This is a genomic window from Bacillus cereus ATCC 14579, from assembly GCF_000007825.1.
GTDB classification, from domain to species: domain Bacteria; phylum Bacillota; class Bacilli; order Bacillales; family Bacillaceae_G; genus Bacillus_A; species Bacillus_A cereus.
Genome location: NC_004722.1, coordinates 2,982,983 through 3,003,540, shown reverse-complemented (window position 1 = coordinate 3,003,540; position 20,558 = coordinate 2,982,983). Strand labels below are relative to the sequence as shown.

Sequence of the window (20,558 nt, the reverse complement as noted above, 5' to 3'; positions counted from 1 at the left end):
ATCCATAATTAGAAACAAAGAATACATGTTCATTTTGAAAAATTTATTAGAAATTTATTTTTACATTATACCCTTTTAGTATAGGCTGAAAGGGGTGTCAAATGAAAAAATTATTAAAGTCAGTGAAAATAATATTTTTAATATGTATTAGTATGATTTTCTTTGGAACAGGAGCTGTATTTATATATCATAACTGTCAATTAAAAATGGAATCGAAATTAATGAACAATAAAGGTGAACTTGTTAATTTCGATAATAAAAAAGTGAATGTTTATAATGAGGGGAGCGGGGAAGATACGTTTGTATTTATGGCCGGATCTGGAATTGCCGCTCCTGTTTATGAGTTGAAAGGCTTATACAGTAAATTTTCGAAAGAAAACAAGATTTCTGTAATTGAGAGAGCTGGTTATGGATACAGTGATGTTTTTCAAGATGATAGAGATATTGATACGATACTAGAACAAACAAGAGAAGCGCTTATTCGAAGTGGGAATAAACCACCATACATCTTAGTACCACACTCTCTATCGGGTATTGAGGCCATTTATTGGGCACAAAAATATCCAAGTGAAGTAAAAGGGATTATTGCGTTAGATATTGGTTTACCTAAACAGTACGTGACTAATAAAATAGGTATGGTTGATTCATTAAAAATAAAAGGGATGAATATTTTAACGAAAATTGGTTTTCAGAGATTAGCTCCCTCTATTACTTATAATCCCGAAGTCATTCGTCAATCCTTTTTAAACGAACAGGAAAAAGATGTTTATAAAGCGCTTACGTATAAGCGGGCTTTTAATGATGATATGAAGCAAGAACTTTTACAAAGCTACAATAACGGTAAAAAATCAAATTCTTTATCGATCCCAAAAGAAACACCTATGTTATTTATAGATGCGATTGCTAGGCAATATAAAGATTCGAAGTATACAAAGCAAAAAAACAAAGATTATAAGGAGTTTGCTAGCAAGTTATTAATAGCTGATGTGAAAATAATTGAAGGTACACATAGTATTTATTTATATGCTCCTGATGAAATATACAAAATTGCTATGGATTTTATTAAGAATAAAGTAGTGAAGAACTAAGCAATTGTTATTTTAGTGATGAAAGGTCTACATAATGAAAGTATATAACATATTAATTGTTGAAGACGATTTAATTATAGGAGATTTATTACAAAAAATTTTACAGTGTGAGAAGTATAATGTGTATTGGGAGAAAGAGGGAAGGAAAGTTCTTGATATAATTCATGAAATAGATTTAGTCGTAATGGATGTTATGTTACCAGGCGAAGATGGTTATCAAATTACAAAGAAAATAAAAAATCTAGGATTAAATATTCCAATTATATTTCTATCAGCAAGGAATGATATGGATAGTAAACTAAAAGGTTTAACTATTGGAGAAGAATACATGATAAAACCTTTTGACCCTAGAGAGTTGTTGTTAAGGATTCAGAAAATGTTAGGTAATCAATATGGTACGTTCACGCAAATTAACCATGTATTTATAGATGCAGAATATAAAAGAGTTTTTATTAATGATTTGCGTAATGAAGTTGCTTTTACAGCAATTGAACGTAAAATATTCTTCTATTTATATGAAAATAGAGATAGAATTTTATCGAAAGAGCACTTCTATGATTACCTATGGCAACTCGAAGATAGAAATCAAAATATCATGAACGTACATATAAAGAAAATCAGAACCAAAATTGATGATAAAACAGGTGATATTATTCAGAACATATATGGAGAAGGGTATAGATTAAATACCTATATGAAGAAATGAACTTAAAGAAAAAATATCAGTTACTATTATTCTCCGCTATTATTAGCGTACCACTGTTATTGTTGTTGATTAGTATCTTTGTATCAGTTATTTATAATGCTGTCTTTAAAACTAAAAATAAGAACATCCCTTTTCACGACTCCTATGCATATCCTACTATGTTAATCATATTTTTGTTATCACTATTAGTATTAGCTTTTGTATTTTCAAGGTCGATTAACACCGTATTAAATAAAATTAATATATTAAATCAAACAATTCGAGATTTGGCGAGTGATAAAAAAATCCCTAATATAATAGATGTTAAAAGTGATGATGAAATGGGAGAACTGATTAAATCAGTAAACTTGCTTATAGAAAGAACAACTTATCGAGAATTGGAACTACAACAACAGGAACAAATAAAAAAGGAACTATTAAATAAATTACGGCATGATATTAATACACCCTTAACAGCGGTCAGATTACAATTATATTATTTAGAAGGTGAGTACAAGGAACAAGCACCAGTACTTGAATCACTGTATGAGCAGATACAATATATAAGTGATTTAACTAACGAATTTAATATGCAATCTACCGAAACCTTAGAGAATACTTATATTGTGCATGATGAAGTGAATATACATAATTTAATAGAAAATATGATTAAAAAATGGAGCTATTTGTATAACATTCATAAAATTGAATTAGTATATAATCCACAAGATAAAGAGTTGATATGGAATAGTAATGAGTTATGGATTCAAAGGCTATTTGATAATATTTTTCAAAATGTCCTTAAACATTCAAAAGCTAAAAAACTTAAAATCATTATAGATGAAGATATTGTTTATTTTAGAGATAATGGGATTGGGTTCGATATAAATAGTAAAGGAACAGGACTTGGTTTGAAAAATATTGAAGATATATCAAAGATGTTTGATATAAAATACACTTTACAATCAAATAGTGAGGGGACAATGTTTTCATTTGAAAATACTAAAGTTTAGAGAAAATTACATAAAACCAATACCTCCCAACCATACTAATAAAATGTGTTGGAGGTGAGTTTAATGGACAAAAAAGATTTTGAAAAAGTGTATAATGATTATTTACATCAAGGGGAAGAGCAAGCTCAATTTGAAATAGCTCAGGAAGTTACTTCAGGAGCAGAACAAATTGTTGCTGTTCGTAAAAATGATGAAGGTGATTTGATTGCTTTTAAAACAAGTAGCGGGAGAGAGTTAGATTATATGACTGCTCTTAATGAAGCGAAATCAGGGAAGTTAGCTCATGTGGACGTATTTCATAAGTATGGCAGAGATATTATACGTAGTGAACCGGATGGAATAAAAGAAAATAACTTAGATAATTTACCTTCATTTTAAACGGGTAAACCTCAAGAAGAGAATGTTCATTTGGATATTCTCTTCTTTGTTTTGCGAAGTTTTCCTAGCAAATAGACGATTCATTTTTAAAGTGCGATCATACTTTTAAAGAGCGCTCTAAATTTCTCTTTATCTTCTGCTGTAAATGGTTTCGGTCCTTTTGTACGCTTACCACTTTTTCGAACCATTGCACTTAAATATCGTGTTTGTAACAATTGTTCAATGTTATCATTCGTATACTTATAGCCTTTATGGTGTAGTACGATACAGCCTTTTGCTAAAGCGAGCGAAGCAAGACCGTAATCTTGTGTTACGATTAAATCTTCTTTTTTTGCTAACTGCATAATTCGGTAATCAGCAGCATCTGCTCCGGAATCAACATATATTGTTTCCACACCTTTCGGCTGCTCTGCATTAGAATAATGAGAAAAACTAGTAACGAGTGTAACAGGAATTTCCGCATTCGTAGCTTCAAAAATAATTACATCTTTTACAGGACAAGCATCTGCATCAACGTAAATTTTCATTTTTATCACTCCTATAACTAGGTTCGTGTTGATAATAATGGTAGATTTTTCTTTTGTCAAACGAGAAAGCTTTATCTCACGTTATTTTTCACAAACCAAAATAGCCTCCCGCAAACGAGAAATACCTTCCTCAATTTGACTAATATTCACTTTTCCATAAGATAAACGTATATAACCATCTTTTGCGCCGAAAATACTACCTGGCATAAAAGCAATTTCTTGTTTTAAACTTTGCATAATAAGTTGTTTTTCGTTTATCGGTTCTTTTAATTTTCCCCATATGTATATTCCACCGGTCGGATTTGAAAAAGAGATTTTATCATGAAGTTGCTCGTTTAGAGCGTGGACGATAACGTCTCTTTTTTCTGCTAGTTGTTTTCGTAACGGTACGATATGCGACTGAAATGGTACAGTTTCAAAAAATTGTTGCATAAGCCACTGTGGGAAAATGCTCATACCTAATTCCATTTGGTGCCTTGCGTCGGATAACCTTTCTACTACAGACTGCGGGGCAACGAGCCAACCAACTCGTAAGCCTGGTGCAATCATTTTTGATAAAGAATGTACATAAATGACAGTTCCATTTTCATCAATTGATTTCAAAGTAGGGCAAGGTTGTTTCTTTTCTAGCGTAAGTAAACTAGACGGATCATCTTCCACAATCGCAATTCGTAAGTCTGCACAAAGTGATAATAGTTTTTTTCTACGGTTTGGATGAAGCATCGTCCCCGTAGGGTTTTGGAAATTTGGATTTAAAAAAATCATTTTAATGCGGTGCTTTCTATATAACTCCTGTACATCATCTGGGTTAATGCCGTGTTCATCAACAGGTAATGGGAAAATACGAATACCTGCTGATTGGAATAGAGGCAGGGAATAACAGTGTGAAGGACTTTCGAAAGCAACAGCATCACCTGGATTTAATAAACATTGCACGATAAGGTGAAGTGCTTGCTGTGCGCCAGATGTAATCATAATGGATTGTTCAGTCGCCTCAACTTTTAAATATTCCTTCATATATTTTACGACCGCTTGTCTTAGCGGGAGATAGCCTTGCGGATGATCGTAACTTAATGAATGCGTTAACGGTTGTTCACGTAAAATCGCTTGTAGTTGATCGTGGGGATAAAGATTACAACCGAGCTCTCCGTTTGCAAAATCAATAATATTTTCATTTTGTTGTACTTCTGCCCGAATATGGCGAAGTAGTGGTAAGTTTGGTAAAAAAGTACCACCTTCTACGAAATTTCTCCAGTTCGGCGTTAATGTTGGAGAAACACCCCACATATGTGTACTCACGCGTGTTCCTTTACCAGTCGTACTCTCTACAATTCCCATAGCACGTAGTTCATTATAAGCAGTCGTTACTGTACTTCTGTTTACATTTAACTGCGTAGCTAATTTCCGTTCTGAAGGGAGGAAGCTTCCTGGAGGAAGTTCTCCATATGTAATACGTTTTTCAATAAAGTCAACAACTTGCTGATAAATAGGGATTTTACTGTCACTATCTAGTTTCCATTCCATAAAAAACGCCTCCGTATCTCTTATATACATCAAGTATAGCAAATTGGCTGGGTAAAAAAACAGCCAATTGGACGGTGTTATATCCAGCCAATTTTACTATGCTAAATAGGGAAGGGGAGATTCGAATGAAACGATGGCAAATGGAATGGCTCCTAGTATCAGTTGCATTAGTATGGGGAGCAAATTATACAATAGGAAAGTATGGAGTGGCATATATGTCATCCATTCAATTTAATAGTTTACGATTTTTAGTAGCATCACCGGTATTATTACTTATTACATTTTTAATGGAACGCTCATTACGTATTGACAGAAAAGATTGGTTACGATTAGTAGCAGTCGGTATCGTTGGTACGACAATGTATCAAACGATGTTTATGCTATCTGTGAAATATACTTCAGCAACGAACGCCTCATTATTAATTGCGATGTCACCTATTTTTACAGGGATATTAGCAGTATTGCACAAACAAGAACGTTTTTCGATGAAAGTACAAATTGGTTCAATAGTAGCGTTTATTGGTGCAGCATTCGTTTTATTAACAGGACATACAGGAGGAACTACTTACGAATATGCGTGGCTCGGAAACATAATTGGATTAGTCGCAGCGATTGCGTGGGGATGGTATCCAATATTAGCGCAACCTCTTATAACAAAATATTCCGCAATGAGAGTCACATCTTGGTCAACTTTAATTGGAATTGTACCTCTCGTTGTATATTGTTTATTCAACGTAAATACATTAACGTGGCCAGTAGACATGCCAAGCTGGGGGTCTCTAGCATATTCAATCGTCTTCGCGACAATCTTCGGACTTGCAATGTGGTATGTCGGTATTAGTAAAATAGGCTCAACGAAAGTAATGGTTTATATGTATCTTGTACCATTGTTCGCAGTTATCTTCGCGGCAGTAACTATCGGAGAGCAAATCAACATGATGCAACTCGTTGGCGGACTTATAATCTTTATCGGCTTATATGTTGTAAAAAAGGGTGGAATTCAAAAGCCAGCTCTCAATTTGAAAAAAGTAAGTTAACAATAAAAAGGATCTCTTTCATATAGAAGGAGATCCTTTTGGTTTTTGTAATAAAAGCGCTTGTTCAACAGCCCATTTTTGATGATCATGAATGAGAAGCTCTACAGCAAGTAAAGGAGACATCCACCGCAAAACATGATCTTCCTCACAGTTTTCAGTTTGTGTCTGCACCATGTTCGCAATATAAAAAAATCCATTGTTTAAATAATATGTATCTTCTTTTTCCGCATAAAAATATCGCATTGCATCACCGATATATTGATTAATTTCAATTGCCCATCCTAATTCCTCTAGTAGTTCACGATGTAAGCATTCATCTTTTGTTTCGGTACCTTCCATACCGCCACCAGGTAAAAAATAACGGTCTCCTTTTTGGATAATAGCAATGTTTGAAGAAGTTGAGTTAAAAATAATTGCATAACAACTAGGCCGTAATACATATTGCTCAGTAGGCTTTTTATAACCAAAAATAAGTTTAGATATCATAAAACACGTCACCTCTCTATAAAATACACAAAAGGAATAATAAGGTAAAAACAGAATTGTATAAGTATAATCTTACGAGATTGGAGTGATAACAAAATGATAAATCGAAAGTGTTCGCGCTGTAAAGAAATTACAGGTACATTGCACGGTGGTAAAAAAATTAAGGAAGAATTTCTATGTGAGGACTGTTTACAAAAAGGAATTGCGAGTGGAGAAATAGAATTATCACAAGTGGAAGAAAAACAAACTTTGTATCTTTCTATAAAAATATTCAAAATAATGAGTGTGATTTATTTAATAGGATCTATTTTAATGGCTTTTTCAACTGGTCCATTTATACATAATATAGGATTTGATGAAATGCCCATTTCAGGGCCAGAATTAGGTTTAATAAGTATTTTTATGCTAGGTTCTATATTTCAGTCAGTTCTCGTATTTTGCGGGATATGGGTATTCATCCTATTAGTAGAAACAGTCATTAAAATTTATGAAAAAATGAAGTGAGTGAGAGGGAGAAACATATGCGAGTAAGAAACATCCAAGGGGAAGATTATGTAAAGATTTATTCTGTTTTAAATGATTGGTGGGGCGGGAGAGACATGGCTGTCATGTTGCCAAAATTGTTCTTCATTCACTTTCAAGAAACGAGTTTTATTATTGAAGAAGAGGGAGAAACGTTAGGTTTCTTATGCGGATTCTTCTCACAAACGCATAAAGAGGAAGCGTACGTTCATTTTATCGGTGTCAATCCGAAGTATAGAAGAAGAGGAATTGCATCGACATTGTATTCGTATTTCTTTGATGTCGCACGTGCAAATAACCGTAAAGTTGTAAAAGCAATCACGTCACCAGTTAATAAAAAATCGATACAGTTTCATAGGGAGATTGGCTTTCAAATTGAGGCTGGGGATGATGAGATAGAGGGTGTATCGGTACATACAAATTATGATGGGAATGGCGGTAGTAGAGTTTTATTTTTGAAAAATGTGTAGAAAAATAAGCTTTACCAAAACCCACTGAGTTAAATGTATATGAAAATGTTATCCGTTGCATAAAGAATAGCTGACTTTGTTAGCTTGATAGAAGCTAGTATGATAGTCGAAAGGAATTTCCATAACATAATTTCATCTAAAAAAGAGGGATCTATATGAATTTTGAGAGGGATAGATATTTTTTACAGATGGCATTGGAAGAAGCAGAAAAGGCATTAAAAGAAAATACATATCCAGTAGGAGCAGTTATTGTTGATGGAAATAATAATGTCATTGCAAGAGGAAGGAATAGAGTGCATCCAGAAAAAGACATAACAGCTCACGCAGAGTTAGACGCTATTCGCAATGCAGGGGAAGCAATGTTTGATGCAAAAATAAAAAATGAGAGGTTTACTATTTATAGCACGTTGGAACCGTGCCCAATGTGTACAGGTGGTATTTTATTTGCAAAAATACAGAGAGTAGTCTGGTTACTAAATGATGACTTAGGTTTTGGTGGATATAAAAAGATAAAAAATGCTTTAGTTTTCGAAGGGAAATTTAATAAAATCGACATGGTGGAAGAACCATTTGAAGACTTAAAAACAAGACAAAGAGAACTTATGAGACAATGGGAGCTAAATCCCAATAATATTATTAACTTGCGTAGGGCTATAAAAAAATAGTTATTTCTTTAAATTAAATTAGGATAACGCCACATTACCATCAGCTTAAAAAATATAGTGAAATTATATCGATTTAACAATAAAATATGGAAGAATCTATTACGAATAGAAAGCCGTCCTAAAAGTATTCTAGGATGGTTCTTTTTGTTGTGAGGAGCTAAAAGTATGGAGAGTAAACAAAGTAGAAATGAATACTTACGACGCATTTATAAAGTGCAAGATTATATAGAATCAAACATAAATGATTCACTTTCAATTGAAGAGTTAGCGGATGTAGCAGGATTTTCAAAGTTTCATTTTCATCGGATTTTTAAGGGGATAGTAAACGAGTCATTATCACGGTATGTAAACCGATTGAAGTTAGAAAGGGCAACACATCTACTTACATATCGGACAGATATGACGATTACAGATATTGCGTATCACTTCGGATTCACAGATTCAGCAGTTTTCTCCCGAACATTTAAAAATTATTACGGCGTAAGTCCATCTCAATATCGAAACGACAATAGCAAGAATTGCAAAGACGTAAGGGGAATTCCTCAATACAATGAATGTAAGAAGGTTCGAGGAAATGTTGAAATTGTAACAGCAGACAATATAAACGTCGCATACATAAGACATATCGGTACATATGAAGAGTTAACTATAGCTTTTCCGAAAATGATAGAGAAATTATTTCATTACGCAGCTAAGCAAAACTATCATGTATTTGAGGATACGAAAGTATTAACCATTTACCACGATCATCATGAATTTACTGAGGACTATCATTTAAGAACAAGTTTATGTGTAACAATTTCAGATGAATCCACAGTAGAAACGAACGACGTTGGAATAATGGTAATACCTTCTGGAAAGTATGCAGTAGGACATTTTGAAATATGCCAAGATGAATATAAAGGAGCATGGGACTTTATATACGGTGAGTGGCTTCCAAATAGCGGATATAAACCGAGAGATTCGTATCCTTTTGAAGTATATAGAAATGACCCAAAGCAGCATCCAAAGCATAAACATATAGTTGATATATATGTACCTATCGAACCTTTTTAATTATAGGTTAAAGGGGAAGGAATAATGAAAACTGCTGAAAAGTTAGATCAGATTATAAAAGAAGAATATGAAAATATGAATGGTATGTTAGTAGTGCAGAAAGGTAATGTTATTTTTGGAAAATATTATAACGGTTACGGTCCAGGTGATGCATTTCACATAGCGTCAGTCACAAAAACGATAATCTCTGCGCTAATTGGGATATGTATAGATAAGGGCTATATAAAAAGCGTTGATCAAAGAGTAATAGAATTTTTCCCGGAATATAACGTTAATTCATCTGAAATAACAGTACGACATCTGTTGACAATGACAGCTCCACATCCTTTCGTAGGCTGGCAGGAGCCGTTAGAAGAACTATGTATGCAACGAGATTGGGTACAGTATACGTTAAATAGGATAGGACAAGGCGGAGAAATTGGGGCTTTTAAATATTCATCTGCAGGAGCGCATGTACTATCAGCGATTATTACGAATGCAACAGGAAAAAATGCACGTGAATTTGCGAATGAATACTTATTTCAGCCACTCGGCATGAGAGAAATTCCAAACTACAATATGAAAGCATTTGGATTTGATGACTTATTCGGAAAAGATGTGAAAGGATGGGTTCACGATCCAAATGGTATTTCGACAGGTGGCTGGGGAGTAACGTTAACGGTTAGGGATATGACTAAGTTTGGACAGATGTATTTGAATGAAGGTATTCATAATGGAAAACAAGTTCTATCAAAATCATGGATAAAAGAATCGACAGAAATGAACCAAAATCAATATGGTTACTTATGGTGGTTACGAGAAGAAGATGGAATCTTTTCATACTGTGCTATGGGTGATGGGGGGAATATGATTTGTTGTATTCCAGAGAAGGAATTGGTGGTGGTGATGGCTTCTGAAGTTGTGCCAGAAGCAAATGATAGATGGAGATTAATCAAAGAGTATATACTTTTAACAGAGTAATGGTGAGCTTGTAGAAAAATTTAAACGCTCCCCGTAACTTTCCTCAATAAAAAATCGTTAAACATTAGGAAGGGTTATTAATCACGAATGGGGGAGAACTATGAAGATATTAATTCTAGGCGGTACACGATTTTTAGGAAGAGCATTTGTAGATGAGGCTTTACAGAGAGGGCATGAAGTTACGTTATTTAACCGCGGAACAAACAAAGAAGTTTTTCCTGAAGTGGAGCAGTTAATCGGTGACAGAAATAACGATGTATCAAGTTTAAAAAATCGAAAGTGGGATGTTGTCATAGACACGTGTGGATTTTCTCCACATCATATTAGGAATGTTGGAGAAGTGCTCAATGATAATATTGAACACTATGTATTCATCTCAAGCCTTTCCGTATATAAAGATTGGATTCTGCATGACATAAAAGAAGACTATATATTACAACCTGAACCGACGGATGATCAAATAAAGGCTGTAGAGAATGGTGAAGTTTCACCTTATGAGTATTATGGTGCACTGAAAGTATTATGTGAAAAAGAAGCAGAGAAGTATTGGCCGGGGCGTGTATTACACGTAAGAGCAGGACTTCTTTCAGGAATGTTTGATTATACAGATCGACTTCCATACTGGATTCAGCGTGTAGCAAAAGGAGGTAAGGTGTTAGTTCCAGGAAGAAAAGACCGTCCAGTGCAGATAGTTGATATAAAAGACGTCGCAAATTGGGGACTAAACATGGCAGAAAACAAAAATGCAGGTACATTCAATGTAACAGGTCCAAATTATGATTTGACGATGGAAGAGCTATTAAATACGTGTAAAAAAGTTATGAATAGTGATGCTGAATTCGTTTGGGTAGAGGAATCGTTTATGAATGAACATAATGTGCAGCCTTGGACAGAAATGCCTTTATGGCTTCCAGAAATTTTTTCATTAGAAGGGGAAACGAAGCCGTGGAAAGGCGGGTTTACTATAAGTATCGAGAATGCTGTGAAAGAAGGGCTTACTTTTAGAAGAATAGAAGAGACAGTTACAGACGTGTATGAGTGGATGAAGAGTACAGACGAATGGGAATTAAAAGCAGGTATTTCAGGCGAAAGGGAGAAGGAATTGTTAGAAAGATGGTATCAATAAATTTAGCGGAGTTCTTTGAATATGCTTGATTGCACATAAGGAGGAAAAGGTGATGTGGAAAGACACCATTCACAGTATCTCATCAAATTTAAGCTTGAAAAACCCAGCTACGAAGGATGAACTTACTGATATACAAAAATGTTTACATGTGGAGTTACCGAATGATTTATATCAATTATTACAGGAAACAAACGGTATAGAAGGTGAATACGGTGACTTTATATGGTCTGCTTCAAAAATTAAAACTGAAAATATGAGTATGAGAAATATAGTTGATTTTAAGGATTTATACATGCCTTTTGACTGTTTATTATTTTTTGCTGATGGGGGAAATGGTGATTTGTTTGGCTATTCTATTTTGAATGGAAAAGTACAAAGAGATGATATATATGTATGGAACCATGAAAATGATAGTAGAACGTGGGTTGCTCCTTCTTTAAAGACTTTTATGGAGTGGTGGGAGAGTGGAAAGATGATAATTTAAATATAGTATCAAAAAAAGTGCCTTGTTACTAAAGAAACAAGGCACTTTTTCACGAATAATTAATCTACCACTCAATCGGTTCTTCCCCATACATCTCCCATAGCCTAGGAAACACCTTTTTTAAACCTTCTTCATCGTCTTCATTCCAGTCAAATTCAAAATCTACATCGTCGAATTCTTCATTAGATAAGACATGGTAAAGTGTAAAGTAAGTATCATCTTCGTCACCAGTTTTTTCTGCATATACAGTGAAACCGAAATATAAAGAAAGTTCTTCTATTTCTGGGACGTCATACTCACTCAAATTTTCTAATACAGGAATTAATCGTTCTGGATCTTCAATACAAGCTTCGTATGTCTCTTTTCCTTGATATAATAACCATCCGCGGAAGTAATCGAAAGTATCATCTGAACAGCCACCCATAATAATATAGGCTGCTGCCCATAAACGGGAGGTATAGGAGTCTTTCAAAAGGCTATGCATATGCGTATCAAAAGCTACAATTTCATGTACTGTACGTTTAGCAAGGTGAGAAGTAAGCCATTCTATTTGTTCTTCTTGGTCCTCACCTTTCGTTTTTGCACGATGAAGTAGCTCCCAAAATTCTTCTTCGGTTATCGTTTTTTCTTTTATGTAATCTTCCCCAGGCAACGGGTCTATATATCCTTTTTTACGTTTGGAAGCAACTAGTTTATTAGCTTCATTCATACATTCTTCTTCTGTTTCAAACTCTTTCGCTTTCACACTGCCAGCTGTGCCAATTTTTCCGTAAAACACAACATAGTCTTTTTCTTTCACAACGATTTTCCAAAACTTATTTGATTTCTCAGTTTGCTGGATTAATAACGTTTCCATCCGTACCCCCATAATGTTTTCTAGTGTGCAATATGATTGTAACATATGTATATACACTTGTAATGATGAAAAATAATAGTTTAGAAAATTCAAAAACCATTGAATGGAGTGGATAAATTTAGTAACCTTATTTGTACAGTAATTACATAATTGTTTTGTAATAATTCGATATTTATATAAGGGGGCGTTACGGATGGATCTTACGTTTAAAGTTGAGGAAACATGTTTTAATTACCGCGTTGGAGCAATTTGTAAACAGGATAATAAAATACTTATTCTGCAAGGTGACGGTGAAGATTTTTGGTACGTACCGGGCGGAAGAGTGAAAATGTTAGAAAACAGTGAGGATGCGTTACAACGGGAACTTGCAGAAGAACTAGCTGCTCCTATTAAAGGGAAGAGATTAATATGGTCAGTAGAAAATTTCTTTACACTTTCTGAGCAAAAGTTTCATGAGATTAGTTTTTATTATGAAGTAGAGCTACATGAATTACCTGCAAATGGAGCGGATCAATATATTTTGGAAGAAGAGGATAGAACATATTTGTTTAAGTGGGTGCCGGTAGAAGAGTTACATGCATATAATTTACAGCCTGCATTTATAAAAGAGAAAGTAAAGAATATAGCAGTTCATACAGAACATATCATTTTACAAGATTAAATGTATTCGGAGGAGAAAAGGATGAAGGGGATTAAAAAAGAGATACATATAAATGACAAAGTAATTTATTACACACATATCGAAAAAGGTTCTAGTACGGTTTGCTTTATGTTTTCAGGTTCAGGATACAATTATGATAAGCCGTTATTTTATTACGCGACGATGCTTATGCTTGAACATAAAATTGATGTTGTACATATTCATTATTCTTACGACGAACAAGTAATGAATAAACCAATGGAAGAAGTAACAAAAATAATGATGGATGATATTAATCCTGTAATGAAGGAAGTATTAAAAGCTGAGCAATACAACGATACTATATTTTTAGGGAAGTCACTCGGAACAATTCCAATTGCGAATGATTTAATGAAGAGAGAAGAGTTTTTACAGTCGAAAATGATATTACTGACACCGTTACTGACGTTTGATACGATTTTTGATTCTATCTTGCATAGTAATCACGAAGGGTTTTTAGTTATGGGGGATAAAGATCATCAATACAATGCAGATCAAGTTGATCAGCTACATAAAACGAATTTACAGATTGAAGTTGTCAAAAATGCAAATCATTCTGTAAATGTTGGGGGATATGAAACGGAAAATTCAATTGAGGCTATAGCGAAAATAATAGGAAAACTTAAAGAAGTTGTTAGGACAAACTAACCTATTAATACATGCAAAAGAGGTGCGAATTGCACCTCTTTTACTTTAATAAGCCTTCAAAACATGAAGTAAATAATCCTTACGATTCAGCGGATTATAATCAACACGTTTTCGAGTAGGGAAGGGAGCCATAAGCTTTGTGAAACCAGCTGGCTTCGTTGTAAATATGCCTTCTCCTTCTGTAAATGAATGAAGCATGCGTTTAAAATTCTCTGTTTTCGCAACAGGTAATGATCCTGTTAATTGGTAAGAATCATTATATAATATAGGCTCTGCAAAAGTTGCTGGAACGGCAGCGAGCTTATACATTGCGGTACTAATTGCCTGCTTCGGTACAGTTAATTCAAACTCGTTTACTGGTTCATATACATATGTTTCAGCTTTCTTTAAAGCACCCATTAGTACGAGTGGTGTTAAGTTTCTAAAATCACTCGCTGTTGTAACAGGACTAGCATAACCAGTATGTGTTAACGTGACGATAATATCTGTAACTTCCCATCCATATAATCCTTGTTTTAACGTTTGAAATACCGTATCTTCAATCGCTTTATGAAATGCTAAAGGTAGTGAGCCGAGCTCAACACCTAATTTATATGTTATGCCGCAATTAAGTTCACCACGTTCAACTTTGAATCCGATTGTTGCGTAAAATGGATTCTCTTTTTCACCCATTACTTCAACAGAATTGCCTACGCCAATTGGTTTCTCGATACATACAACTCGCGTATTTGAAAAAGTAACCTGCAAATTATATTTCTCATAAAGTGTTGTTTCGATAACCTCTTTTTGTACTTCACCGAAAAGGCGAATATAAAGTTCATTATGAACATCATCTTTCCACACTTTAATGAGTGGATCTTCTTCACAGAGTTCCATAAGTGCAGCGTATAAATCATGAATTCGCTCTTTAGGTACCGCATCAATCGCTGCTTCCATTTGTGGTTCGGCAAAGTGAATATCTTTTATATAATCCGTACGTTCACCGATAATATCACCAATTTTTATATCATTCAGTCCCCACACTTTGCAAAATTCTCCGCTAGGAACGATAGTAGATTGAACAGCATTTCCGCTATGAAACATACACATTTTTTTAATCTTTTCTTTATGTGGTAGAGACTCATCGCGCTGTATATCAACATATTTTCTAACATGTAAGCTACCTGAAAAAACTCTTATATACGCAACCTTTTCTCCAGAAGGTTCACGTTCAATTTTAAAAACAACACCAGATAATGGTTCCTCTTGTGCCGATGTAAGAGCTGGCATTAGGGCCGGAAGTTTTTCAAGTATTTCAAAAACTCCTATACCTGTCATTGCTGAACCGAAAAAGATTGGATACACATTTGCTTGCTGTATTTGCTGTTCTAGTTTTTCTCTTAATAGTGCGTCCGGTATTATTTCGTTATTTACATATGATTCAAGTAACGATTCATTAAATGGTGCTAACAGTTCCATACAATCGTCATATGATTTGTATTCAATGATCTGGGCTTCTTTCGTTCCTTCGTTTAGAACAGAATAGAAGGGGAATGCTTCATTTGAAAGAACCTCTTTTATTTGTTTCATAACTTTTTCAGTGTTTGCGCCACTACGATCAATTTTATTAACGAATAAAATAGTCGGTATGTTTAGTTTCTGTAATGTTCGCATTAAAATTTTTGTTTGTGCTTGCACACCTTCAACGGCAGAGATAACTAAAATCGCACCGTCTAGAACGCGGAATGATCGCTCCACTTCAGCGATAAAATCAGCGTGTCCAGGTGTATCAATGACATTTACTTTTACATCATCAATAAAGAAAGAAACGACAGATGCTTTAATCGTAATTCCGCGTTGTCTTTCTAATTCCATTGAGTCAGTTTGTGTATTACCACTATCTACTCGGCCAATTTCTTTAATCACATTCGTTTCATAAAGAATACGCTCAGTCAAACTCGTCTTGCCAGCGTCTACGTGCGCGACAATCCCTATATTTATTGTTGTCATTTATGAATATCCTCATTTCATTTTCCATTTTCATTTCCTCATTTCTATTTGTGTATTGCCGCATTATCAATCACTCTCCAGTCATTTAAATTATTACTATTATAGTGCAATTAACATTATTTGTAACGCTACAAAGCGCCTTAATTTGGAAAAAATAAAATGAAAACAAAATGCTTGCATTCTAAATCGATATAGATTATATTAATTGACATATCAACTATTGATACATCAAATGTTTTTATTTTGATTGTAAAGGAGGGGTAATTTGACAAGTTCATGCTCAAAAGAAGCGATTATTGTATATAAATTACACTTTCTAAATAAAGAAGTAAGTTCGAAATTTGAAGGGTGTACGGGTATGAGCCAGTCTCGATTAGAGCTTATACTTCAATTATTTGAAGTAGGTGAAATTAGTCAAAAAGCACTTCAGCAAGAAGTGAATATTGATAATGCTGCGATAACAAGGCATTTAAAGCAGCTTGAGGCCAATGAAATGATTGTAAGACGTAAAAATCCAGATGATAACAGAATTACGTTAGTTTCTCTTACTGAAGAGGGGCGAAATAAAATTCAGGCGTTTCAAGAAGAAAAAGAACGTTTTGCAGCATCTGCATTTAAAGGATTAAGTGAGGAAGAACGCGATAATCTTTTAAATATGTTAAATCACATTCAAGAAAATATAAAAGAATTATAAAAAAGGGAGAATACAACTATGACTAACTCAGTAAAAACAAATGATTTTAACGAAATTTTAACAGGACGTCGTTCAATTCGTAAGTACGACCCTTCAGTGAAAATTAGCAAAGAAGAAATGACAGAAATTCTTACAGAAGCAACACTTGCACCATCTTCAGTAAACATGCAACCATGGAGATTCGTAGTGATTGAAAGTGACGAAGCGAAAGCAACACTTGCGCCACTTGCGAAATTCAATCAATCTCAAGTAGAAACGTCTTCAGCAATGATTGCTTTATTTGGTGATTTAAACAACTTTGATAACGCAGAAGAAATTTACGGTACAGCAGTAGAGCGTGGACTTATGCCAGCAGAAGTAAAAGAAGATCAAATGAAAAAACTTTCAGCTTACTTCTCTATGGTTACACCAGAAGTAATGAAAGATACGGTATTAATTGACGGTGGTCTTGTAGCAATGCAATTTATGCTAGCAGCTCGTGCGCACGGTTATGACACTTGTCCAATTGGTGGATTTGAGAAAGATCAAATCGCAGAAGCATTTGGACTAGATAAAGAAAGCTATGTACCAGTTATGTTAATTTCAATCGGGAAAGCTGCAGACAGTGGTTACCAATCAGTACGTCTTCCAATTGAAAAAGTTGCAGAGTGGAAATAATTTTATAAAAGAACTTCAATAAGTGAAAGATGAGAGGGGAAGCACCATGATTATTATTCACGCAATATTTCAAGTAGACCCAGCAAAACAACAAGCATTTTTAGAAGAAATTCAGCCACTCATTCATGGTTCAAGAGAAGAAAGTGGCAATGTATCTTATGACTTATATAAAGATACAGAAAAAGAAAGTGTTTATACGATGGTAGAAGTATGGAAAGATGAAGCAGCAGTTGCGAGCCATAATACGAGTGAACACTTCACATCTTTCGTTAGTAAAGCAGCACAATTTTTAACTGCTCCTCTTGATATAAAAGCTTATAATGGAGAGTTAGTAAAATAATAAGGTAGAAAAAGATGACTTTAGCATATGGCTGAAGTCATCTTTTTTGTATAAGTAGAATCCATTTTGGAATCAGTTATGTTGATAGATAAGCGTTGCTCGTATCCTCAGTAACAGTGCTGAATTGTATGTTAAATTCGAACATTCGGTTTATTGGGATATTTTTCCGTGGTATAATTTTCTTGTAAATAAAAGGTAGAGAGGAGCAAGTAATGGGAGAATTTCAAAGTAATTTGCATACGGCAACGCAACTTGCAACGAAAATGAGAAATGCTTCAGATAGAATGAAAAGTGCTACTAGTCGCTCTATAAATAAGGCAACGCGTACTACACTATCTGTGAACTTCAAGGCACAAGAAGCAAATCAACAAAATTTACAGATCACGAAACAATTTTGTACTGCTTTTCAACAAACAATTGATAATATCCATTCCGTAGCAAATGAATTTGAGAAAATGGATACAGGACTTCAAAAGACTTTTCAATAATGTAACAACCTACGTAAAGGGGAAAAGGTAGGGGGAAAAGATGAGTCAAGAAATTGAAACGAAAATCAATCAATGTAATCAAAAATTACGAATTATATTTGAAGAACAAAATGAAAACCGAATCGCGCTGCAAAATCAAGAACGAGCTGAGGCTAGTTTTCATGAATGGAAAAATAGAAGTAATCGTTTATTTAACCGAATACTAGAAACTTGGCACGGCGACAAAGAAGTGTTTCACCTTTTTACGAATATGCGGCAAGAAATCGGACAGTATGAAAGAAAACTTACATTCGAATTAGAAAATGAAAAAGAGACGTTGCTTAAAGAAAAACGGCATCTCAGTGAGAAAGAAAACGACCTTTCCTATGAACAGCAGCAACTACAAAGGGAGGCCAATACATGAGTTTAAACATGTATTTGGGAGAAGTACAAAGTCAAACTCAAAGTATGAACGCTATATGTAATGCTACGATTCAAAGTATGGAACAAGTCATTCAATCTATTGATGCCTTTGCGATAGACACAGTATTACAAGGACAAACATACAGTAGTGCAAAATCCTACCTTGTCCAAACATTTCGGCCATTAGCGCAAGGAATTATATGCTTATGTGAAGAATTAATTCGCCAAAACGAAGCATTTCCAAATGAGTTCCAAGCGAAAGTTGCTTCGACAGATGTGATTGAACAAGAAATAAGAGAACAAATAAGGGGAATTAATCAATCGATTACAAGTATAGAAGCAATAGAAGTACTTACACCAATGCCCGGAGTAGGTGCAATTGTAACGGTATTAAGAGCAATGAGAAAAAAACTGGAAGAAAAACTAGAGCATTTATATGAATTCAATCATTCATCCAGCAACAACTACAGCACCGCTCTCCAATTAGCAGCTAGCATCACAGCCGGACTCGCTGAAGTGCAAAGCGGGAAAGGATTTAGTCCTGTGAGTGGTACGTTTAGTACACAAGGGTTGAATATGGATTGGGTGAGTTCGATTCAGGGGATTATAGAAGAAACAGCTCGAAAAAATGATCAGTCAATTAATGATATAGAAACAAATAACATAATTGAGAAGAAATCTCCGGTTAGAAATGCTTGGGACGATGCGACAGACAGTATAGTTGGCACGTTTGAAACAGCGAAAAAGATGTGGGAAGCTATTCAAAGAGGATCGGGGAAAGCTATTGGTGATGAAATCGAGTCCGCAATAGCTTTAAGTAATATGGACATAGGAACTTTTATTAATGTAACCTATGCACTTTTCCATTTGGATGAAACTGCAAAAAATATGTGGCATGCATTTTCAAATAAAATAAAACGAGATATGATAGAGGGAGATGCAGAGAGTCGTACAGAATTGACTACCTATGGATTAACACAAGTAGCTACCACAATATTAGGCGATAGGGCACTAAATAAAGTAGGCCATATCACAAAAGGAGCAAAAGCATCAAGTGGAGTAAGTACATTTGCTAATGCAGTAAAACTAGCAAAAGAATTGAAGCCTACGCTTGAAATGTTACAATCATTTAAGAGAGAGGCTTCCTATGCATTCTCTAGTATTGGTGGAACTATCGTAACCAAAATACCTCAAGGCGAATTAATAGAAGCTTATTATAAGTTTGCGAAGTCTAAAGATGGTGGTAAGGGTAAACCTAGCAGTAACAAAAATACAAATGTAGATAATTTTGATGCAAAAACAGCTACAAATAAGCAAAAAGGTAATTATGGTGAAATAAAATCTAGTGACAATTTATTGAATAATCAAAGTTTAAAAGAAGCTGGATTTGATTTAAAGCCAGTCGGAAAAAGTGCACCATCAGGCATAAATGATAAAATAGTAAAAGGAATTGATGGATTATACGAAAATACAAATGCAGAATCAAAGATCAAATACGTTATAGATGAAGCTAAATTTGGTAGTTCACAATTAGGAAAAACTAAAGATGGACGACAAATGTCAAATGATTGGTTGAATGGTGCGAAGACGCGAAAAAGTAGGATATTGAAGGCTGTTGATGGAGATGAAGTATTAGCAGAAGAGATTAAGGATGCATTGGAAAACGGTGCAGTAGAAAGAGTACTATCAAAAGTCGATAGTAGTGGGAATGTGAAAACATTTAGAATAGATACAAAGGGAGACATAATTGGAGAATGGCCATAATTTTAAAAACTAGGGGGAAT

Annotated in this window: 25 protein-coding genes; 20 read left to right on the top strand and 5 right to left on the bottom strand. The window is 34.4% G+C overall.

Translation table 11 applies throughout. The features are described 5' to 3' along the window. Positions 1-101 precede the first annotated feature (101 nt). From BC_RS15230 to BC_RS15215, 4 genes are all read left to right on the top strand, one after another. Positions 102-1,088 (top strand): alpha/beta fold hydrolase, encoded by a 987-nt coding sequence (locus BC_RS15230; RefSeq protein ID WP_000734905.1) that lies wholly within the window; start codon positions 102-104, stop codon positions 1,086-1,088. A gap of 34 nt (positions 1,089-1,122) precedes the next feature. Beyond that, on the top strand, positions 1,123-1,794 hold the full coding sequence (locus BC_RS15225; RefSeq protein WP_000870354.1) for a response regulator transcription factor: 672 nt from the start codon (positions 1,123-1,125) through the stop codon (positions 1,792-1,794). Further along, complete coding sequence (locus BC_RS15220; RefSeq protein WP_001049577.1) at positions 1,791-2,786, top strand: sensor histidine kinase; 996 nt, start codon at positions 1,791-1,793, stop codon at positions 2,784-2,786. The genes BC_RS15225 and BC_RS15220 overlap by 4 nt, the downstream gene beginning before the upstream one ends. A 63-nt stretch (positions 2,787-2,849) precedes the next feature. Then, positions 2,850-3,164, top strand: coding sequence for a DUF3892 domain-containing protein (locus BC_RS15215; protein WP_000358161.1), 315 nt, complete (start codon positions 2,850-2,852; stop codon positions 3,162-3,164). 86 nt (positions 3,165-3,250) lie between these two features. Here the strand turns inward: BC_RS15215 and BC_RS15210 are convergent, their stop codons facing one another. Continuing rightward, entirely contained in the window at positions 3,251-3,691 is a 441-nt protein-coding gene (locus BC_RS15210) for a YaiI/YqxD family protein (RefSeq protein ID WP_000708761.1), read from the bottom strand. Positions 3,692-3,772: 81 nt separating this feature from the next. Then, complete coding sequence (locus BC_RS15205) at positions 3,773-5,215, bottom strand: PLP-dependent aminotransferase family protein (protein WP_000454916.1); 1,443 nt, start codon at positions 5,213-5,215, stop codon at positions 3,773-3,775. 125 nt (positions 5,216-5,340) lie between these two features. On the opposite strand from BC_RS15205, the gene BC_RS15200 reads away from it, so the two are divergent. Then, entirely contained in the window at positions 5,341-6,252 is a 912-nt protein-coding gene (locus BC_RS15200; protein WP_000832962.1) for a DMT family transporter, read from the top strand. 18 nt (positions 6,253-6,270) lie between these two features. On the opposite strand, the gene BC_RS15195 is transcribed toward BC_RS15200, so the two are convergent. Further along, complete coding sequence (locus BC_RS15195) at positions 6,271-6,738, bottom strand: NUDIX hydrolase (protein WP_000623963.1); 468 nt, start codon at positions 6,736-6,738, stop codon at positions 6,271-6,273. 96 nt (positions 6,739-6,834) lie between these two features. Between BC_RS15195 and BC_RS15190 the strand changes: the two genes are divergently transcribed. The 7 genes from BC_RS15190 to BC_RS15160 all read left to right on the top strand — a co-directional run bounded on the left by BC_RS15190 (position 6,835) and on the right by BC_RS15160 (position 12,021). Beyond that, on the top strand, positions 6,835-7,242 hold the full coding sequence (locus BC_RS15190; RefSeq protein ID WP_000610487.1) for a DUF3980 domain-containing protein: 408 nt from the start codon (positions 6,835-6,837) through the stop codon (positions 7,240-7,242). A 17-nt stretch (positions 7,243-7,259) separates the two neighbouring features. Beyond that, on the top strand, positions 7,260-7,730 hold the full coding sequence (locus BC_RS15185; RefSeq protein ID WP_001266071.1) for a GNAT family N-acetyltransferase: 471 nt from the start codon (positions 7,260-7,262) through the stop codon (positions 7,728-7,730). A gap of 155 nt (positions 7,731-7,885) precedes the next feature. After that, complete coding sequence (locus tag BC_RS15180; protein WP_001008618.1) at positions 7,886-8,395, top strand: nucleoside deaminase; 510 nt, start codon at positions 7,886-7,888, stop codon at positions 8,393-8,395. 165 nt (positions 8,396-8,560) lie between these two features. Further along, positions 8,561-9,451 carry an AraC family transcriptional regulator gene (locus BC_RS15175; protein ID WP_000444280.1) on the top strand — a complete coding sequence of 297 codons (891 nt, stop codon included), beginning with the start codon at positions 8,561-8,563 and terminating at the stop codon, positions 9,449-9,451. 24 nt (positions 9,452-9,475) lie between these two features. Continuing rightward, positions 9,476-10,411, top strand: a complete 936-nt coding sequence (locus BC_RS15170) for a serine hydrolase domain-containing protein (protein ID WP_000844656.1) — start codon at positions 9,476-9,478, stop codon at positions 10,409-10,411. Positions 10,412-10,511: 100 nt separating this feature from the next. Then, on the top strand, positions 10,512-11,537 hold the full coding sequence (locus BC_RS15165; protein ID WP_000697701.1) for an SDR family oxidoreductase: 1,026 nt from the start codon (positions 10,512-10,514) through the stop codon (positions 11,535-11,537). Between the two features lie 52 nt (positions 11,538-11,589). Further along, the gene (locus BC_RS15160) at positions 11,590-12,021 is read left to right on the top strand and encodes an SMI1/KNR4 family protein (RefSeq protein ID WP_000265342.1); all 432 of its coding nucleotides are present in this window, start codon (positions 11,590-11,592) and stop codon (positions 12,019-12,021) included. A gap of 64 nt (positions 12,022-12,085) precedes the next feature. Here the strand turns inward: BC_RS15160 and BC_RS15155 are convergent, their stop codons facing one another. Further along, on the bottom strand, positions 12,086-12,877 hold the full coding sequence (locus tag BC_RS15155) for a DUF4240 domain-containing protein (RefSeq protein ID WP_000449124.1): 792 nt from the start codon (positions 12,875-12,877) through the stop codon (positions 12,086-12,088). Between the two features lie 193 nt (positions 12,878-13,070). Between BC_RS15155 and BC_RS15150 the strand changes: the two genes are divergently transcribed. Continuing rightward, on the top strand, positions 13,071-13,538 hold the full coding sequence (locus BC_RS15150) for an NUDIX hydrolase (RefSeq protein ID WP_000366244.1): 468 nt from the start codon (positions 13,071-13,073) through the stop codon (positions 13,536-13,538). A 21-nt stretch (positions 13,539-13,559) separates the two neighbouring features. Continuing rightward, complete coding sequence (locus tag BC_RS15145; RefSeq protein WP_000676199.1) at positions 13,560-14,204, top strand: hypothetical protein; 645 nt, start codon at positions 13,560-13,562, stop codon at positions 14,202-14,204. A 45-nt stretch (positions 14,205-14,249) separates the two neighbouring features. On the opposite strand, the gene BC_RS15140 is transcribed toward BC_RS15145, so the two are convergent. Continuing rightward, positions 14,250-16,193 (bottom strand): elongation factor G, encoded by a 1,944-nt coding sequence (locus BC_RS15140; RefSeq protein ID WP_000207808.1) that lies wholly within the window; start codon positions 16,191-16,193, stop codon positions 14,250-14,252. Between the two features lie 265 nt (positions 16,194-16,458). Between BC_RS15140 and BC_RS15135 the strand changes: the two genes are divergently transcribed. From BC_RS15135 to BC_RS15110, 6 genes are all read left to right on the top strand, one after another. Next, entirely contained in the window at positions 16,459-16,887 is a 429-nt protein-coding gene (locus BC_RS15135; RefSeq protein ID WP_000204183.1) for a MarR family winged helix-turn-helix transcriptional regulator, read from the top strand. Between the two features lie 18 nt (positions 16,888-16,905). Next, complete coding sequence (locus tag BC_RS15130) at positions 16,906-17,544, top strand: nitroreductase family protein (RefSeq protein WP_000185393.1); 639 nt, start codon at positions 16,906-16,908, stop codon at positions 17,542-17,544. Positions 17,545-17,590: 46 nt separating this feature from the next. Beyond that, on the top strand, positions 17,591-17,884 hold the full coding sequence (locus BC_RS15125) for a putative quinol monooxygenase (RefSeq protein ID WP_000583804.1): 294 nt from the start codon (positions 17,591-17,593) through the stop codon (positions 17,882-17,884). Between the two features lie 212 nt (positions 17,885-18,096). Next, positions 18,097-18,372 (top strand): TIGR04197 family type VII secretion effector, encoded by a 276-nt coding sequence (locus BC_RS15120; RefSeq protein ID WP_000503635.1) that lies wholly within the window; start codon positions 18,097-18,099, stop codon positions 18,370-18,372. A 40-nt stretch (positions 18,373-18,412) separates the two neighbouring features. Continuing rightward, positions 18,413-18,775 (top strand): DUF3958 family protein, encoded by a 363-nt coding sequence (locus tag BC_RS15115; protein ID WP_000076584.1) that lies wholly within the window; start codon positions 18,413-18,415, stop codon positions 18,773-18,775. Continuing rightward, on the top strand, positions 18,772-20,538 hold the full coding sequence (locus BC_RS15110) for a T7SS effector LXG polymorphic toxin (protein ID WP_000056125.1): 1,767 nt from the start codon (positions 18,772-18,774) through the stop codon (positions 20,536-20,538). Before BC_RS15115 ends, BC_RS15110 begins: the two co-directional genes overlap by 4 nt. Positions 20,539-20,558: the final 20 nt, after the last annotated feature.

What these genes read in the sequence shown, in the direction of transcription:
- BC_RS15120 (WP_000503635.1), top strand. Translation starts at nt 18,097, where the DNA reads ATGGGAGAATTTCAAAGTAATTTGCATACGGCAACGCAACTTGCAACG.
- BC_RS15170 (WP_000844656.1), top strand. Translation starts at nt 9,476, where the DNA reads ATGAAAACTGCTGAAAAGTTAGATCAGATTATAAAAGAAGAATATGAA.
- BC_RS15140 (WP_000207808.1), bottom strand. Translation starts at nt 16,193, where the DNA reads ATGACAACAATAAATATAGGGATTGTCGCGCACGTAGACGCTGGCAAG.
- BC_RS15130 (WP_000185393.1), top strand. Translation starts at nt 16,906, where the DNA reads ATGACTAACTCAGTAAAAACAAATGATTTTAACGAAATTTTAACAGGA.
- BC_RS15205 (WP_000454916.1), bottom strand. Translation starts at nt 5,215, where the DNA reads ATGGAATGGAAACTAGATAGTGACAGTAAAATCCCTATTTATCAGCAA.
- BC_RS15225 (WP_000870354.1), top strand. Translation starts at nt 1,123, where the DNA reads ATGAAAGTATATAACATATTAATTGTTGAAGACGATTTAATTATAGGA.
- BC_RS15145 (WP_000676199.1), top strand. Translation starts at nt 13,560, where the DNA reads ATGAAGGGGATTAAAAAAGAGATACATATAAATGACAAAGTAATTTAT.
- BC_RS15200 (WP_000832962.1), top strand. Translation starts at nt 5,341, where the DNA reads ATGAAACGATGGCAAATGGAATGGCTCCTAGTATCAGTTGCATTAGTA.
- BC_RS15220 (WP_001049577.1), top strand. Translation starts at nt 1,791, where the DNA reads ATGAACTTAAAGAAAAAATATCAGTTACTATTATTCTCCGCTATTATT.
- BC_RS15175 (WP_000444280.1), top strand. Translation starts at nt 8,561, where the DNA reads ATGGAGAGTAAACAAAGTAGAAATGAATACTTACGACGCATTTATAAA.
- BC_RS15150 (WP_000366244.1), top strand. Translation starts at nt 13,071, where the DNA reads ATGGATCTTACGTTTAAAGTTGAGGAAACATGTTTTAATTACCGCGTT.
- BC_RS15215 (WP_000358161.1), top strand. Translation starts at nt 2,850, where the DNA reads ATGGACAAAAAAGATTTTGAAAAAGTGTATAATGATTATTTACATCAA.
- BC_RS15195 (WP_000623963.1), bottom strand. Translation starts at nt 6,738, where the DNA reads ATGATATCTAAACTTATTTTTGGTTATAAAAAGCCTACTGAGCAATAT.
- BC_RS15110 (WP_000056125.1), top strand. Translation starts at nt 18,772, where the DNA reads ATGAGTTTAAACATGTATTTGGGAGAAGTACAAAGTCAAACTCAAAGT.
- BC_RS15180 (WP_001008618.1), top strand. Translation starts at nt 7,886, where the DNA reads ATGAATTTTGAGAGGGATAGATATTTTTTACAGATGGCATTGGAAGAA.
- BC_RS15230 (WP_000734905.1), top strand. Translation starts at nt 102, where the DNA reads ATGAAAAAATTATTAAAGTCAGTGAAAATAATATTTTTAATATGTATT.
- BC_RS15160 (WP_000265342.1), top strand. Translation starts at nt 11,590, where the DNA reads ATGTGGAAAGACACCATTCACAGTATCTCATCAAATTTAAGCTTGAAA.
- BC_RS15190 (WP_000610487.1), top strand. Translation starts at nt 6,835, where the DNA reads ATGATAAATCGAAAGTGTTCGCGCTGTAAAGAAATTACAGGTACATTG.
- BC_RS15210 (WP_000708761.1), bottom strand. Translation starts at nt 3,691, where the DNA reads ATGAAAATTTACGTTGATGCAGATGCTTGTCCTGTAAAAGATGTAATT.
- BC_RS15115 (WP_000076584.1), top strand. Translation starts at nt 18,413, where the DNA reads ATGAGTCAAGAAATTGAAACGAAAATCAATCAATGTAATCAAAAATTA.
- BC_RS15165 (WP_000697701.1), top strand. Translation starts at nt 10,512, where the DNA reads ATGAAGATATTAATTCTAGGCGGTACACGATTTTTAGGAAGAGCATTT.
- BC_RS15185 (WP_001266071.1), top strand. Translation starts at nt 7,260, where the DNA reads ATGCGAGTAAGAAACATCCAAGGGGAAGATTATGTAAAGATTTATTCT.
- BC_RS15125 (WP_000583804.1), top strand. Translation starts at nt 17,591, where the DNA reads ATGATTATTATTCACGCAATATTTCAAGTAGACCCAGCAAAACAACAA.
- BC_RS15155 (WP_000449124.1), bottom strand. Translation starts at nt 12,877, where the DNA reads ATGGAAACGTTATTAATCCAGCAAACTGAGAAATCAAATAAGTTTTGG.